At 36.4% G+C, this 15,765-nt stretch carries 13 protein-coding genes; 5 read left to right on the top strand and 8 right to left on the bottom strand.

The window, feature by feature from the left end; translation table 11 throughout:
- Nucleotides 1-56 precede the first annotated feature (56 nt).
- Genes C1634_RS22030 through C1634_RS22015 form a run of 4 tightly spaced genes read left to right on the top strand, consistent with a single transcriptional unit; the run spans nt 57 to nt 2,729 of the window.
- Nucleotides 57-824, top strand: a complete 768-nt coding sequence (locus C1634_RS22030) for an enoyl-CoA hydratase/isomerase family protein (RefSeq protein WP_103232639.1) — start codon at nt 57-59, stop codon at nt 822-824.
- Nucleotides 825-876: 52 nt separating this feature from the next.
- Nucleotides 877-1,299: a deoxycytidylate deaminase gene (locus C1634_RS22025; RefSeq protein WP_103232640.1), complete on the top strand. Its 423-nt coding sequence runs from the start codon at nt 877-879 to the stop codon at nt 1,297-1,299.
- Between the two features lie 6 nt (nt 1,300-1,305).
- Nucleotides 1,306-2,220, top strand: a complete 915-nt coding sequence (gene xerD, locus C1634_RS22020) for a site-specific tyrosine recombinase XerD (protein WP_103232641.1) — start codon at nt 1,306-1,308, stop codon at nt 2,218-2,220.
- Nucleotides 2,217-2,729 (top strand): NUDIX domain-containing protein, encoded by a 513-nt coding sequence (locus tag C1634_RS22015; RefSeq protein ID WP_103232642.1) that lies wholly within the window; start codon nt 2,217-2,219, stop codon nt 2,727-2,729. Before xerD ends, C1634_RS22015 begins: the two co-directional genes overlap by 4 nt.
- A 157-nt stretch (nt 2,730-2,886) precedes the next feature.
- Here C1634_RS22015 and C1634_RS22010 read toward each other — a convergent pair whose 3' ends face one another.
- The 8 genes from C1634_RS22010 to C1634_RS21975 form a co-directional block, all read right to left on the bottom strand.
- A complete protein-coding gene (locus C1634_RS22010) occupies nt 2,887-3,339 on the bottom strand; it encodes a heme-binding domain-containing protein (RefSeq protein ID WP_103232643.1) in 453 nt (150 codons plus the stop codon).
- Nucleotides 3,340-3,348: 9 nt separating this feature from the next.
- On the bottom strand, nt 3,349-5,151 hold the full coding sequence (locus tag C1634_RS22005; RefSeq protein ID WP_109739132.1) for an Ig-like domain-containing protein: 1,803 nt from the start codon (nt 5,149-5,151) through the stop codon (nt 3,349-3,351).
- A 25-nt stretch (nt 5,152-5,176) separates the two neighbouring features.
- Entirely contained in the window at nt 5,177-6,439 is a 1,263-nt protein-coding gene (locus C1634_RS22000) for a serine hydrolase domain-containing protein (RefSeq protein ID WP_103232645.1), read from the bottom strand.
- Between the two features lie 205 nt (nt 6,440-6,644).
- Entirely contained in the window at nt 6,645-7,574 is a 930-nt protein-coding gene (locus tag C1634_RS21995) for a 2-hydroxyacid dehydrogenase (protein WP_109739131.1), read from the bottom strand.
- Nucleotides 7,575-7,739: 165 nt separating this feature from the next.
- On the bottom strand, nt 7,740-8,282 hold the full coding sequence (locus C1634_RS21990; RefSeq protein ID WP_034692538.1) for an acyl-CoA thioesterase: 543 nt from the start codon (nt 8,280-8,282) through the stop codon (nt 7,740-7,742).
- The gene (locus tag C1634_RS21985; protein WP_103232647.1) at nt 8,270-9,022 is read right to left on the bottom strand and encodes a hypothetical protein; all 753 of its coding nucleotides are present in this window, start codon (nt 9,020-9,022) and stop codon (nt 8,270-8,272) included. The genes C1634_RS21990 and C1634_RS21985 overlap by 13 nt, the downstream gene beginning before the upstream one ends.
- 225 nt (nt 9,023-9,247) lie before the next feature.
- Nucleotides 9,248-11,365: a TonB-dependent receptor gene (locus C1634_RS21980; protein WP_103232648.1), complete on the bottom strand. Its 2,118-nt coding sequence runs from the start codon at nt 11,363-11,365 to the stop codon at nt 9,248-9,250.
- A gap of 296 nt (nt 11,366-11,661) precedes the next feature.
- Nucleotides 11,662-12,486 (bottom strand): WG repeat-containing protein, encoded by an 825-nt coding sequence (locus tag C1634_RS21975; protein WP_228410133.1) that lies wholly within the window; start codon nt 12,484-12,486, stop codon nt 11,662-11,664.
- Between the two features lie 254 nt (nt 12,487-12,740).
- On the opposite strand from C1634_RS21975, the gene C1634_RS21970 reads away from it, so the two are divergent.
- Nucleotides 12,741-15,524, top strand: a complete 2,784-nt coding sequence (locus tag C1634_RS21970; RefSeq protein WP_103232649.1) for a bifunctional aconitate hydratase 2/2-methylisocitrate dehydratase — start codon at nt 12,741-12,743, stop codon at nt 15,522-15,524.
- Nucleotides 15,525-15,765: the final 241 nt, after the last annotated feature.

Raw genomic sequence — 15,765 nt, 5'->3', positions numbered from 1 at the left:
CCTTTTTTTTGTAAAAAATTCATAATTTGCAAAGGATGATATTTTAAAGTGGAAAAATGAGTTACGAAAATATATTATTAAAAAAAGAAGATAAATTATCTATTATTACCATAAATAGACCTGAAAGTTTAAATGCTTTGAATGCAAAAACAATTCAGGAAATCAGTGCCGCAATGGATGAGCTTAATGCTGATACTTCCTGCAGGGTAATTATTCTTACCGGAAGTGGAGAAAAATCCTTCGTTGCCGGAGCTGACATTAAGGAATTCAGTGATTTCGGACAGGAAAAAGCTGAAGAATTAGCGAGAAACGGACAAAATATATTGTTCAATAAAATTGAAAACATGTCCAAACCTGTCATTGCAGCCGTAAACGGATTTGCATTAGGGGGAGGTTTAGAGCTTGCCATGGCATGCCACATCAGATATGCATCGGAAAACGCCAGACTAGGGCTTCCTGAAGTAACTCTTGGATTAATTCCGGGATATGGAGGAACACAAAGGCTTCCAAAGCTTGTCGGAAAAGGTATTGCCAACGAAATGATCTTCTCTGCCAAAATGATTCCTGCTCAAAAAGCAAAGGAAATCGGACTGGTAAACGAAGTATATCCTATCGAAGAATTATTAACTAAAACGAAAGAATTAGCGAACACCATTGCCCACAATTCACCTATGGCAATATCTAAGGCTATAAATGCCGTAAATTTATCTGATACGGATAAAGGTTTTGAAACTGAAATCAAATATTTCGGAGAACTTTTTGAAATGGAAGATAAGAAAGAAGGAGTTACTGCGTTTCTAGAGAAGAGAAAGCCTAACTTTTAATCTTTCAAAAGATTTTAATCCAAATTATTTCGAAAAAAAACAATGCTGCGGTATGAATAAGTTTGATAAAGCTTATCTAAAAATGGCTCAGGAATGGGCAAAACTCTCCTACTGTAAGAGAAAACAGGTGGGAGCTCTTATCGTAAAAGATAGGATGATTATTTCAGATGGTTACAACGGGACTCCTTCGGGATTCGAAAACTGCTGTGAAGATGGAGAAGGGAGAACACACTGGTACGTATTGCATGCTGAAGCGAACGCTATATTAAAGCTGGCTGCTTCTACTCAATCTGCAAAAGGGGCAACGTTATATCTGACGCTGTCTCCCTGCAAAGAATGTAGTAAACTCATTCTGCAGGCAGGAATTTCGAGACTGGTGTATATAAATGAGTATTCGGATGACGATGGAATATCGTTCCTGAGAAACCATAACATTGAAATAGAACAAATATCTGACTGTGAACTAAAAAAATAAGCACAAATGACTTGGGATGAAAAGATCAAAGATTTTGAAATATTTCTTCGTTTCGAAAGAAATTTTTCAGAAAACACACTCGACGCCTATGTTCGGGACATTAAGAAATTAAAAGATTACGCAGAAGAAGATCTGGCAAACGTCGGTCCAGATTCTATCGGTTACGAGAACCTGCAGGAATACATTTTCAATCTTTCCAAACAGAAATTCAGTGAGAGATCACAAGCAAGATGGATATCTTCCATCAAAGCATTTTTCAAATTTCTGCTAGAGGATGAGTATCGAGAAGACAACCCTGCAACGCTACTTGAAGGTCCTAAATTGGGACTATATCTACCTGATACCTTAAGCCTTACTGATATCAACAAGATTATTGCTGCTATTGAGATGAATACTGATCTCGGAAAAAGAAACCACTCCATTATAGAGGTTCTATATGGATGCGGACTTCGTGTTTCTGAACTGATTGATCTGAAGATCTCCAATATCAACTTTAAAGAGCAATACATCAAGGTACACGGAAAAGGAAACAAAACCCGTTTTGTTCCTTTAGCCGATTATACTGCTGATTTGCTTGAAAATTATATCAAGGAGGTACGTTCAAAAGGTAAAATCAATAAGAAATATGAAGACACACTGTTTTTGAACAGCCGTGGAACATCGATGTCCAGAGTAATCGTATTTCTTATTATCAAAGAACTTACAGATAAAGCTGGGGTTAACAAAAAAATATCTCCACACACCTTCAGACATTCTTTTGCCACTCATTTATTACAGAATGGGGCAGATTTGCGTTATATTCAGGAAATGCTGGGACACTCCAGTATTACCACAACGGAAATCTATACGCATCTGAAAACAGAAGAATTAAGGGATGTTATTTTAAGTTATCACCCGAGAAATATTAATATTGCTCAATGAAACTATTGAAATATTGTCCAAGCTGTGGCAAAGAGACTCTACATTGGGATGGCGAAAAAAAATGGACCTGTCCGGAATGTGGTTTTACCCTGTATAATAACGTGGCAGGCGCTGTAGCGGTTGTCATCAGATGTGGTGACGAAATCTATCTTACCCGAAGAAGCAGAGACCCTAAGAAGGGGAAACTTGATCTTGCCGGAGGATTTGTTGACCCTAAAGAAAGTGCAGAAGAAACCTGTAAAAGAGAACTTTTTGAAGAACTTCAGCTTGATATTGATATTTCAAAACTGAAATACCTTACCAGCCTCCCGAATATTTATGAATACAAAGAAATTGACTACAATACAATCGATCTCTTTTATGAGTATACTGTTTCGGAAAAGTTTGAGGTAAATCTTGAACTTACTGAGATCTCAGAAGCGGTTTGGATCCCTTTACAGGATCTGAATCTTGAAGATATTGCTTTTGATTCTCAGAAGAGATTTTTTGAGAGGTATTTAAAGAAATAATTTTTGTAATATATTCTCTCGTAGATTTTGCAAATTGAGCAGATTGTAACAATACATCATCTGCCTGATTTGCAAAATCTGCGAGAGTTTTTTATTTATTTTAAATTCAATAGAAGAATAAAGCGGCAGGAATTCTCTCAGCTCTTATTTTTGAGAACTAATAAGCTTTAGTCTTCAGCATTTCTTCAAAATACTGAATCAGCAATGTTCTTTCTGCCTCTGAAAGGTTGGCTTCTTTATGATAGACAATATATCCCGGCATTGGCATTGTCTTGTTTTGGATAGTCTGAACAACCTTCGTAAGCATACTCTCCTTTAAATCCTTATTATACGTTTCCCAGGTGGAAAAATTAATATGCTCTCGGCCTTCATTCACATGGCTTTTTACAGACCATGACACGGGCGCAATAAAAGCATATTTCGGATAGACTGTTTCATTGGAATGACAGTCATAGCATGCGTTTTTAAGCAGTGTTCTGATTTTTTCGGGGGTTTTCTTTGCCTCAACAAAGTTCTTGACAGAATCAACAGGCTGATTAGTCCTGTCAATAGGAAAGAACTGAATAAGGGCAAAGCCCACCAATATCCAAAATATGATTTTCTTAGCCATCTTTTCTGCTTACTTTGCCGGAGTTAAAACGGCATTACCGGATTTAAATTCTTTTTTCAGCGGTTGTTTCGTTGCTGTATTTGTAGCAGGCAGCGGGGTTTCAGATACTGAAGTAGAGGTTGAAGCTGGTACCGCCGGAGCTGCTGCTGTTGATTTAGGACTATCAAGGGTTCTGGTATCCTTCAAATCCCAATTTTCTCTTGTTTCCCACAATCCTCTGACGATTAATTTTTTATAGAAAATATACGCATCTTCAGCGAAAATATCATTCGCAAAATCGGCTTCATCCCAATATTTGTTTTCATTGTTATCTACCAGTATTCTTACAATGTATTCTCCCGGCTTCAGAATATCAAACTTTACATTATCTCCTTTTAAGTATTTCTGATAGGCTATTTTATCGGAAGAATCTACCAGCTGGATCCAGTAACTGGTAGCCGGAGCATTCTGAATAGAGAATTCAACACTTCCAAACTGATCTGCTTTAGCAATATCAAAATCGAAACGTTTTGATTGGGTATTTTTTGCGTAGAATGAAGATACGGTTTCCTTAGGAACAGTAAGTTCATAGCTTTTCCCCATCACAAAATCCGATTGAACATGGATCTGGTAAGGGTTAGTTTCTGAAATTTTAGCAGTGAATGGTAACGTTGTTAAGCTGTCACCTTTAATCTTTAATGTCCATTTTGAGGGATCAATTTTATCTACGATATAGTTTGATGCAATTTTTAAGTCTGCCTTTGGAGCCAATGAAGTTCCATCGTTATCACTAAAGACATCCATCGCATTTTTCTTATTGTATTTGTAAAATAAAGAAACGCTGTAGGCACTGTCTTTTTTTATCCCTTTATTATGAGTAAATGTAAGTTTTTCGTTGGCTGTTTGCCCCACATCATCTTTTACTGCATCAAACCATATTCTCACAGAATCAGATTTTGGATTGTGCATTATTTTGATATCCTTTAACTTTTCATTTAACGACTGAACTTTTACTTCATCCGGATGGCCTTCAAATGTCATTAAAATACCTCCTGCAATTTCTTTCATCTCTGAATATTTCACAGGCTTTTTGGAAGGATATACCTTTAAGTTTAACCCAGAAATAGACTTTTCAATATCTACAGGATCTTTCTGAAATCCAACCTTTTCTTTTCCGGGATCATACATAGAATTCCCGTTCTCATCATCAAAAGCTATAATCTTATACTTTCCAGGGGTCAGATAGTTTAATTCATAATATCCGTCATCATCTACCTTGGTGATATAATAAGGCTTTTTCTTATAATCCATCGTATCTTTTACCTGATACAATCCAACTACCAGCTTATTTTCAGTTGTTGTTGTCGTCTTCTTTTTGATATCGAATGCATCTCTTACCTCACCGCTGATATAAAGATCATCCAGTTTATCTCCTGTAGAAAAAGCAAAATTGAAATACCTCAATATATTCGACTCGTTATTATCTACAATTGAATTTCCGAAATTGAAATTATAAGTCGTATTGGCCTGAAGGGTATCTGTCCATTGGATCAGGACAAACTTATTGGCAATATTGGAAGGAAGAATCCTTGTTATATTTTTAATAGGTGGCGAAATAATCAGATTTTTGTTGATATCCTTCAATGTCACATACTCATCAAAATCCAGACGGAGTTCGTGAATATCTTTTTTAACATTAATTCTTGTGGTATCAATGTTTGCGCTTAAAAACTTGGGTGCCAGAGTATCTTTAGGCCCTCCGACAGGAGATCCTACTCTTGCACATGAGTGTACAAGAAAACAGATAACGAATAATAAAAGAAACCTTTTCATGAAAATGTTTAAGCAAAAGTAAACATTATTCTCCAAAAACTTCCTGTCCGGAATTCAAAGTATCTTTATTGTCGTTCATAACTGTATGAAGCTTCTCCTTTTGTAAAGGGAAATCCTCGAATAATCCTGACAACGCAAGAGCTGTATATACTTTGTTTGAATATTTATTTCCAATCGCAACAATGGTCACTTTAGATTTTAAAAGGTGGGCAAATACCGAGTTGGTCCCGTGCCACCATCCATTGTGATAAGTCAGTTTTTCTCCGTTATCAAATATTTTCATTCTGAATCCCAGCCCATAATTATTCATTCCCATCTTTTCATTGCTATATGGGGTAAATACCATTTGCATCAATTCGGGTTTCAAGAAGTTTTTTGAAAACATTGCTTTTGAGAAATTGTATAAGTCTCTTGGTGTTGTGTATACATTTTTATCACCATAAATAAGATCAAGTCTGTCCAGAGGATAAAGCTTGTTTGCCCCATAGTAGAAAGACTGTGAAGCCGTAGGAATATCTTTTTCCTGGAAGATGTAAGTATGAGTCATTTTCAACGGAGTGAAAACCATTTCTTTCATGGCTTGCGGAAAAGGAGTTTTGGTCACTTTTTCAATCAATAAAGCCAATAAAGCAAAGTTGGTATTGCAATACATAAATCCTGTATCCGTATCTCTCGCCAGGTCAGGTTTATATTTGATAATCATATTCAAGACATCCTGATTGGTAATAAAAGGCTTGGATATTTCTGCCGGAGCAGGCTGTATTTTAGTAATAAAATATTCGTATTTCGGAAGACCACTTCTTTGATCCAGTAAAGTCTGAACGGTAACATTCGGATAAGGGAACCCTGGAAAAAACTGGGTAAGGTGATCAGTAAGTTTTATTTTTCCAGCCTCTACTAGCTTCATCATCGCCATTGCCGTCAAAGTCTTTGAAACTGAAGCTACGTGCAAAGGTGTATTTTTATCAATCGGCATCTGGTTTCCTTCTCTTCCGAAACCTCTGTAGTTTTCGTATAAAATCTCGTCTCCTTTGGCCACAAGAATTCCACCGCTAAGGTCACCTCCTTCCCAAATTTTCTTATAATACTGATCTATATAACTTACTGTGGTCTGCCTATTCAGAAGCTGGCCATCGCCTTTTGTGAAAACACTTCCGAGGTCCACATCTCCATAGTTAGGAAGATTGGTTGTATTTTCAGCTGAAACATCTTTAGCTTCAGTCTTTTTTTTACAGGAAAATATTGATAAAAGAACAGTTAGGATAAGTATAAAATTACGCGTCGTCATGAGATTCAAAATGAGCGGCAATTTAATAAAACTCGAAAATAAATAATAAATAAGAGGGGGACATTATGAATTATTTAACATAAATAAGTGGAAAAGTAAAATTTTGAAAAGGTGAAACGGCCAAAATGTGAAATAAAAAAGAGGGCAAAGGAAGCCAATAAGTAAACTTACCTATTTACCTCCTCAGCTTTCTTAGCTTATAAATCTAGCAATACGAAGCTACAATTTTGTCTACAATAAACTGCGCCAGCTTTTCTTTACTCTGATGTGTCCAACCGGCAATATGCGGCGTTACAATTGCTTTTTCAGATTCAAGAAGATATTTTAAGTCTTCATTTTCTACTTCAATATTCTCGAAAGAAGACTTTTCGTATTCCAATACATCCAGACAGGTGCCTTTTACTTTTCCTGATTTCAACGCTTCTACTAAACTTTTAGTTTTCACATTCTTTCCTCTTGCTGTATTCACAAAATAAAAGTCGTTTTTCATTTCTGCAATGAATGTTTCATCAATGAGATAATGAGTTTCGGAAGTCAAAGGAATATGCAAGCTTACAACCTCTGCAGACTGCTTCAGCTCCTCCAGAGAAACCTGTGTTCCATATTCATCTGAAAGACCGGGAAGTATATCATGGAAGACCACTTTACATCCGAATCCGGAAAGTCTTTTGGCAGTTGCTTTCCCCATATTTCCATATCCTATCAATCCTACTGTTTTTCCCAGTAACTCATCTCCTCTGTTTTCTTCACGCTGCCAGATACCATTTTTCACTTCCTGAGAAGCAATAAAAAGCCTGTTCATGATGACAAGCAGCATTCCTACCACATGTTCTGCCACAGAATCTCTGTTTCCTTCCGGAGAATTGATCAATTGGATGCCCAGCTTTTCAGCAACAGGAATATCAATGTTTTCCATTCCGGCGCCTACTCTTGCAATAAATTTCAGATTCTTCCCTTTTTCCAGAAAGTTTCTGTCTAATGGAATACGGCTTCTGATAATAATTCCATCGTAATTCTCAATTTTACCACAAACCTCATCATAAGACGACGTAAAATCCTCTTCCAAAATAAAATTTTGAGCCAAAAGCTGTTCGGTAATAAGAGGATGATTTTTATCTAAAAGAAGTATTTTCATTTTTTATTTAAAAATTTAGACATAGGAACTGATTCCTAAGTGATTACTATTTTATTCTGACTCGAAGTTTGCAAAACTCTAAAATAACAAATGCTTTTAAGCTCGCAAAGGTGTTATCACTTAGCAAAGTTTAAAAGCATTTATTCTTATAAAATATTTGTTTTTTTATTTCTTGTCTTTCTTAGACTCCTGCGGCTCCTGGAATAGTTTCTTAAGCTCTACAGATTCCAGAGGTTTCATTCTACCGGAAAGAATCAATGAAAGTTCTTTTCTACGGAATGCCGCAGCAAATCTTTCTTTTTCCTCTTCTGTTTCAGGAATCATTTCTGGGATAGGAATTGGGCGGTTGAATTCATCTACAGCCACGAAAGTATAAATACCGGCATTGGTATGAATTTTCTTCTGATTGATTGGGTCATCCAACCATACATCTACATACACTTCCATAGAAGTAGAGAATGCTCTGGAAACTTTGGATTCCAACACCACTACTCCTCCTTCCGGAATCGGATGGTTGAAAGATACGTGGTTTACCGATGCTGTTACTACTCTTCTTTCGCAGTGTCTTGCTGCAGAAATAGACGCACAACGGTCCATTTTTGCTAAAAGCTCACCACCGAAAAGATTTCTTAAAGAATTGGTTTCGTTCGGAAGAACGATATTGGTCATAATGGTCAGAGATTCTGACGCTTTTTTTATTTTTGCCATTTAGTCTTAGTGTTGTTTGGAACAGCCGGAGCAGATTGTGTTGCTTTTGCGGCAGGTTTTACAAGTGAATCTTTTTTCAAAGAATCTGAAACAGGTGCTTCAGGGGTATGAGCCATTATCTTAATGGTATCTTTTACAATTCTGTGGGTAGAAGTCTGCACAGAAACCTTATCGAAAGATTTCTTCCCAAAAAGAAGTTCCTGCTGGGTAAATGCAAGATATACAATTCCCAGAACCGGGATCATCAGAAGGAAAATCCATAGAATCGTTTTCTTGAACTTAAAATCTTTTTCGCGGTTGACAGAAGTATTTACCTTTTCCCCGTTATTGATATCTGAAAATCTGATTTCTTCCAATCCATAGAAGTCCGGGTGTCCGGATTCTATCCTTTTTCCTTTGAAATGGGTATGTCCTTCTTCAATGAAGACCGTTCCAAGGTTTTGAATTTCAAGAACCTGCTCGGCCTGAAGTTTTTTCTTCCAAAAATCTGTCTGAATTTTCAGGTCACTTCTGGAAGCTTCCAGGGACATCTGTTTTTGTTCTGCAATAAAAGCAGTAAGATCTTCAGCCTGTACTTCGTAGTCTATTGTCAATTCAATCTGACTGGCTGGAGGTAGGATACTACCATTTTCGGAATTAATAATTGCCTTAGAATTTTTCAATGAAAACACCCCAAAGCCTGGAACCGTGGCAGTTCCAAATTGTTTTAAATATTCTAAAATGTATGCTGAAATATTCATTTGGCAGCAAATTTATAACTTTTTCATGACTTTTTAAGATATTTAACGGATATAAAAAAAGACTGCCGAAACAGTCTTTTGAGTATTCTATATTAAAATGGGGATACTGTTATTTAAACTTCTTTTTTTAAGCTTAGCAATTAGTATGAAAAGAGTAAAAAGACAAAATTATAAATGCACTTTCTGATATCCTTTCTGCTTTCTTGCCCATCTAGCTTTCTCAGTTTATTGAATTTTCCAGCTTATTCCGAACATAAAGTTAGTTCCTGCCTGTGAAAAGTATAAAGGATTCCCTTCATCATTAATAGAACCATTGTTCACATATTTTTTATTGAACAGGTTATTCACCAACAATTTTAATGCAATATCATTGTTACCAATTTTAAACTGGTACTGCGCATTAAAGTCGGTAAGGAAATAATCTTTAAGCTCTAAGTTTTTATCTTCCGTATTATCTATGTATTGTTTTCCAACATATTGGTTCATTAAAGCAAACTGGAAATTTCGGGTTGGATTAAATTTCACGCCCAAATTAGCAATCATATTCGGAGAAAATGAAATCTGAGTATTTCCCAAACTTACCGGTGCAGTCCCAACTTCGATATTAAAATCCTGATTTCTGTTCTGGCTTAACGTTAGATTTCCTGAAACTTCCCATTGTTTGGATAGTTTTGCCAGTGCTCCTATTTCAACTCCTCTTCTGTAGCTCTTTCCTGAATTGGTTCTGATAAATGCCCCCACATTATTAAGTTGGCCATTCAAAACCAATTGATTAACATAGTACATATAATAGACATTCGCTGTTAAGGATAAAAATCCAAACTGTTTTTCCAGACCGGCTTCAAAATCATGAAGCTTTTCGGGCTTAACATCATTGTTGGCCATGATGTCATCTCTGTTCGGTTCTCTATGGGCATGGGCATAGGATAAGAATATCTTTCCACCATTGATTTTATAATTCACCCCAGCTTTTGGATTAAAGAACAGCCAGTTTTTATCCAAATCGGCTCCTTCCCCATCTCCTGCCATTAAAATCTTAGTATTATAATTGATGCTTCTAAGCTGTACATCACCGAAGAATTCAAAATTTTCCATTCTAAACAATGCTTTAGCAAAACCAGAAACTTCATTCTTCACAGAACGATTTCTGTAATATTCACTTTCGTCAATCTGCGGATAAAACACTCCGGTAACGTTTCCGTAATGCCTTCCATAGTATTGATTAGCAACTGCTCCAAAGTTTAAATCAAGGTTTTCAAACTTACCGTAAAGCGTTGAAACAACACCGTAAAAATCATTATTCAGCCATTTTTTTCTGATAAAATCTGATTTTTTAATAGTCTGTCCGCCCTCTATGATGTCAGGCAGGTTATATTTTGAGAAAGAACTTCTCTGTTTATAATTTTCGTAATATCCTTTTCCTTTGGTGTAGTGAAAAGTAGTTTCTAAGTTCCAACGGTCATCAAATTTTTGTTCCCAAAGCAACTGATAATGATTCTGTCTGTAGTTATCTGTTTCGTTATCATAGAAACCTGTAACGTTCCCATTGGTATCCTTAATTGCCCCAGAGTTGTTGAATCTTGGATTTGTTTCCCATACTTCTCTACTGATCCCGTTCCAGGCCTGATAGGTTTTTTCTTTTCCTCCAAAAGCCATTAAACGTAATTTCGTTTTCCCTTCTTCAAACAAAGCTGTAAAATTATAAGAATGCAAATCTGATGAAGCTCTGTCTATATATCCATCAGAGTGAATACGGGTATATCTTCCCATTACAGAAAGACGATTCTTCCAGAATTTCCCGGAACCCGCCTCTGCTGAATATTTATAGGTATTAAAAGAACCATAGCTATCATCCGTTTTAAAATAAAACTTTTCTTCCGGCTCCCTTGAAATCACATTGATACTTGCCCCAAAGGCAGAAACCCCATTATTGGAAGTCCCTACTCCTCTTTGAATAACAATCTGTGATGCAGAACTTGTTAAGTCCGGAACATTAACGAAAAACGTCCCCTGGCTTTCAGAATCATTGTAAGGAACACCGTTCATCATTACATTAATCGCTGATCCTGATACTCCACGAATTCTAAAACCAGTATATCCTACTCCATTTCCCGCATCTGAAGTGGAAATGATGGAGGTTTGATTTTTTAAAAGAATAGGGAGATCCTGCCCCAAATTTTTTCCGTCTAAATCTTTCTGAACATTGATAATTTCCTTAGCAACAGGAAGTCTCTTGGTAAAGTTGACCGCTTCAATTTCCCTGATTTTCAGGGAGTCCTTTTGTTGAGCCTGTATAAAGGCTACAGAGCCTACAGTAAGCCCTAAAAAAAATAATCCTTTCATTCTATAAATCTTTAACATTTAATGAATAAAAGGGGATCGATAAGATATTATACAGATTAGACCTTAAGTAAAGTCTACGTCCCTAAACAGCATTACCTGTTCCAGGTTCATTGGGTATAATCTCAGCCTGTTAAAGCACCCCTTTATTTCAGCCGCAAAATTACAAAAAATATATGAGATATGGGCGAATGGATATCAACGATAAGATTCGGGTTGTCGGCTTGGTGATATTGGGTTTCTGAGACAGAAAAACATTCTGGAAAATAGGAGTTATCAAATGAATCATTCATAATTCTTTAGTAGGTTTTGTTATTTGCATCAATGTAGTAGTAATTTGACCCATCTTTTGTCACTTCAAACATTTTACCTAGTTTCCAGCTGAAATTTCTTTTAATATTGGCATATTCAAAAGGAATGATGACTTTATTATTAACATCAATCACTCCAAATTTGTCATTATTGGAAGCGATAATCATTGGATTAGATACATCATCTCCTTCCAGAATGAACAAGTACTGATATTGAGGATAGATCTGAAACTGTCTGTAATCGGCAGCATTCACAAACTTTGACTTTTCAATGATCCCATAAAAGCCATTCAGAATATAGGCTTGAAATAACTGCTGTTTGTATTCTTCGAATTTACATTTTCCAAAATCTGCTTCTTTGAACTGATAAACTCTCTTTCCTGATTGATCTACACGGTAAGAGATCATTTCTTTTTCTACTGTCGCATAGTCTTTTGTACCAAATTTTCTAATTTTTTCATTGGGAGAGTTCAAAAGATTGCAGTCTTCGTAAAAAAATACAGCAATATGATATTCCGGCTGAATGATGAATTTTCCGTTTTGATTGACATATCCAAAACTAGCCCCTTTCTTTTTAGGAATCAAAACAGGGATGTCTTTATTGATAATTACCAAATCAGGATTGGATTTATTCGTTGTAATCCCTTTTTTCATTGTGGTCTTAGTCCCTTTTCCCGCGGGTGTTTTCTTCACAGATTTGGCCTGTGAGAAAACAAAAACCGAAACAAAAAAGCACAAAACATTCAGGATATTTTTCATATTAACCATATCGTTTACAAAAATACGCCCAAAAATAGATATTATAAAATTCATATTTATAAAGAATCTAAATAATTTCATTCTGATAAAATAGTAAAATTTCGTAATTTTGGGGAACATTTTGAATTGTTTAATAATTTTAAAACTTTTAAAAAAGCGTAGATTATTTTGACTTTAGCCCCGGTTCCTGTTGCCCATTAAGATGCAAGAAATCAAAATGTTATTATTGTATTTTTATACAAACCGGTAAAGAAGTCACCTTATAAACAGATATTTTAATCTACCTTTAATATTGAAAGACTTCTATTATGAATATTTATAAGGATTACATCAAAGAAATTGAAGAAAGAAAAACCCAAGGGCTTCATCCAAAGCCAATCGATGGTGCTGAATTACTAAGCGAAATCATTACGCAAATTAAAGATTCAGGTAACGAATATCGAGCAGATTCTCTTAACTTTTTTATTTACAACACACTGCCTGGAACGACAAGTGCTGCAGGAGTAAAAGCTAAATTTTTAAAGGAAATCATCCTTGGTGAATCCGTAGTAGAAGAAATCTCTCCGGCTTATGCATTTGAGTTATTATCTCACATGAAAGGAGGTCCTTCCATTGAAGTATTGCTTGATCTAGCTTTAGGTGACAATCCTGCTACTGCAAAAGAAGCAGCAAATGTCCTTAAGACACAGGTTTTCCTTTATGAGGCAGACACTACCCGTTTAAAAGAAGCGTTCGAAAGCGGTAATGAAATCGCAAAAGAAATTCTTGAAAGCTATGCACAGGCTGAATTTTTCACAAAACTGCCAGAAGCTGCAGAAGAAATAAAAGTAGTCACTTTTATCGCTGGTGAAGGAGATATCTCAACCGATTTACTTTCTCCAGGTAACCAGGCTCACTCTCGTTCTGACCGTGAACTTCACGGTAAGTGTATGATCACTCCTCAGGCTCAGGAAGAAATTAAAGCTTTACAGGCACAGCATCCTGATGCAAGCGTAATGCTTATCGCAGAAAAAGGAACAATGGGAGTAGGTTCTTCGAGAATGTCAGGAGTAAATAATGTTGCTCTTTGGACAGGTAAGCAGGCAAGCCCATATGTACCCTTTGTAAACATTGCTCCAATTGTAGCAGGAACAAATGGTATTTCTCCAATTTTCCTTACAACAGTTGACGTTACCGGAGGTATTGGTATCGATCTTAAAAACTGGGTGAAGAAAGTAGACGAAAACGGAAACGCTATTCGTAACGAAAATGGAGATGTAGTTCTTGAAGAAGCTTATTCAGTAGCTACAGGAACTGTTTTAACAATTAATACAAAAGAAAAGAAATTATATAACGGAGATAAAGAGCTTATCGACCTTACGAAGTCTTTCACGCCACAAAAGATGGAATTCATCAAAGCGGGTGGATCTTACGCTATCGTATTTGGTAAGAAGCTACAGACATTTGCAGCTCAGCTTTTAGGAATTGAAGCTCCTGCTGTATTTGCTCCATCAAAAGAAATTTCTCACGAAGGACAAGGGCTTACTGCTGTAGAAAAAATCTTCAACAGAAATGCAGTGGGAACTACTCCAGGAAAAGTATTACACGCAGGTTCAGACGTTCGTGTACAGGTAAATATTGTTGGATCTCAGGATACAACAGGTTTGATGACTTCTCAGGAGCTTGAATCAATGGCAGCGACAGTGATCTCTCCAATTGTTGACGGTGCTTATCAGTCAGGATGTCACACTGCTTCAGTATGGGATAAAAAAGCTCAGGCTAACATTCCTAAACTGATGAAGTTCATGAATGAATTTGGTTTGATTACAGCTCGTGACCCTAAAGGTGAATACCACGCGATGACGGACGTAATCCACAAAGTTCTTAACGACATTACGGTAGATGAGTGGGCGATTATTATTGGTGGCGACTCTCACACAAGAATGTCGAAAGGAGTAGCTTTCGGAGCTGACTCAGGAACCGTTGCTCTTGCATTAGCTACAGGGGAAGCTTCTATGCCTATCCCTGAATCTGTGAAAGTAACCTTCAAAGGAAACATGAAAGAACACATGGATTTCCGTGATGTAGTTCATGCAACCCAAGCTCAGATGCTGAAGCAATTTGGAGGTGAAAACGTATTCCAGGGTAGAATCATTGAGGTTCATATCGGAACGTTACCTGCTGACCAGGCATTTACATTTACAGACTGGACTGCTGAGATGAAAGCAAAAGCTTCTATCAACATTTCTGAAGACAATACTTTGATCGAATCATTGGAAATTGCAAAAAGCAGAATCCAGATTATGATTGATAAAGGTATGGATAACCACAATCAGGTTCTTCAAGGATTAATTGATAAAGCAGACAAGAGAATTGCTGAAATAAGATCTGGTGAAAAACCAGCGTTAACTCCGGATGCAAATGCAAAATATTATGCTGAAGTTGTTGTAGATCTTGACATCATCGTAGAACCTATGATTGCTGACCCGGATGTAAACAACGAAGATGTTTCCAAGAGATATACTCACGATACCATCAGAGATCTTTCTTACTATGGAGGTGAGAAAAAAGTAGACCTAGGTTTCGTAGGATCTTGTATGGTTCACAAAGGAGACCTTAAGATTGTTTCTCAAATGCTTAAAAACCTTGAAAAACAACAAGGAAAAGTAGAATTCAATGCTCCTCTTGTAGTAGCAGCTCCTACTTATAACATCATTGATGAGCTAAAGGCAGAAGGAGACTGGGAAGTATTAGAGAAATATTCAGCGTTTGAATTTGATGACAATACTCCAAAAGGAGAGGCTCGTGTTGAATACAAAAACGTAATGTACTTAGAGCGTCCTGGATGTAACCTTTGTATGGGTAACCAGGAAAAAGCAGCTAAAGGAGATACTGTATTGGCAACTTCTACGCGTCTTTTCCAGGGAAGAGTGGTTGAAGATTCTGAACGTAAAAAAGGAGAATCTCTGCTTGCTTCGACTCCGGTAGTGGTTCTTTCTGCTATCATTGGAAGAATCCCTAGCATCGATGAATATAAAGCAGCTGTTGAAGGTATTGACCTTACAACCTTTGTACCTTCAATTAAAGAATTGACAAGCACAAGCGCTCACTAACAGAATTAATTTATAAGTCGCAAGACTATTGAATGTTATATAAATGAAAGATTTTAGTCCTTTAGGATTTAAAATCTTTCATTTTTTTGTTTAGAATGTTTCTATTTTAAGAGAAATACATTTTTTTTTCGACAAAACCGAGAAAATAGAATCTATTTTTTCTTAAATTGAAAGTTATAAAATCTCTCAATTTTATAGTCAAAACCATCCCTATTTATGGATTATAGGAACGTTTTTTGAT

The sequence above is a fragment of the Chryseobacterium viscerum genome (assembly GCF_002899945.2).
GTDB lineage: Bacteria > Bacteroidota > Bacteroidia > Flavobacteriales > Weeksellaceae > Chryseobacterium > Chryseobacterium viscerum.
The sequence above is the reverse complement of the archived record's forward strand: the minus strand, read 5'-3'. Positions and strand labels throughout refer to the sequence as shown.

Coding starts and splice junctions, on each gene's coding strand:
- C1634_RS22030 (WP_103232639.1), top strand. CDS start 57: ATGAGTTACGAAAATATATTATTAAAAAAAGAAGATAAATTATCTATT.
- C1634_RS22025 (WP_103232640.1), top strand. CDS start 877: ATGAATAAGTTTGATAAAGCTTATCTAAAAATGGCTCAGGAATGGGCA.
- xerD (WP_103232641.1), top strand. CDS start 1,306: ATGACTTGGGATGAAAAGATCAAAGATTTTGAAATATTTCTTCGTTTC.
- C1634_RS22015 (WP_103232642.1), top strand. CDS start 2,217: ATGAAACTATTGAAATATTGTCCAAGCTGTGGCAAAGAGACTCTACAT.
- C1634_RS22010 (WP_103232643.1), bottom strand. CDS start 3,339: ATGGCTAAGAAAATCATATTTTGGATATTGGTGGGCTTTGCCCTTATT.
- C1634_RS22005 (WP_109739132.1), bottom strand. CDS start 5,151: ATGAAAAGGTTTCTTTTATTATTCGTTATCTGTTTTCTTGTACACTCA.
- C1634_RS22000 (WP_103232645.1), bottom strand. CDS start 6,439: ATGACGACGCGTAATTTTATACTTATCCTAACTGTTCTTTTATCAATA.
- C1634_RS21995 (WP_109739131.1), bottom strand. CDS start 7,574: ATGAAAATACTTCTTTTAGATAAAAATCATCCTCTTATTACCGAACAG.
- C1634_RS21990 (WP_034692538.1), bottom strand. CDS start 8,282: ATGGCAAAAATAAAAAAAGCGTCAGAATCTCTGACCATTATGACCAAT.
- C1634_RS21985 (WP_103232647.1), bottom strand. CDS start 9,022: ATGAATATTTCAGCATACATTTTAGAATATTTAAAACAATTTGGAACT.
- C1634_RS21980 (WP_103232648.1), bottom strand. CDS start 11,365: ATGAAAGGATTATTTTTTTTAGGGCTTACTGTAGGCTCTGTAGCCTTT.
- C1634_RS21975 (WP_228410133.1), bottom strand. CDS start 12,486: ATGAATTTTATAATATCTATTTTTGGGCGTATTTTTGTAAACGATATG.
- C1634_RS21970 (WP_103232649.1), top strand. CDS start 12,741: ATGAATATTTATAAGGATTACATCAAAGAAATTGAAGAAAGAAAAACC.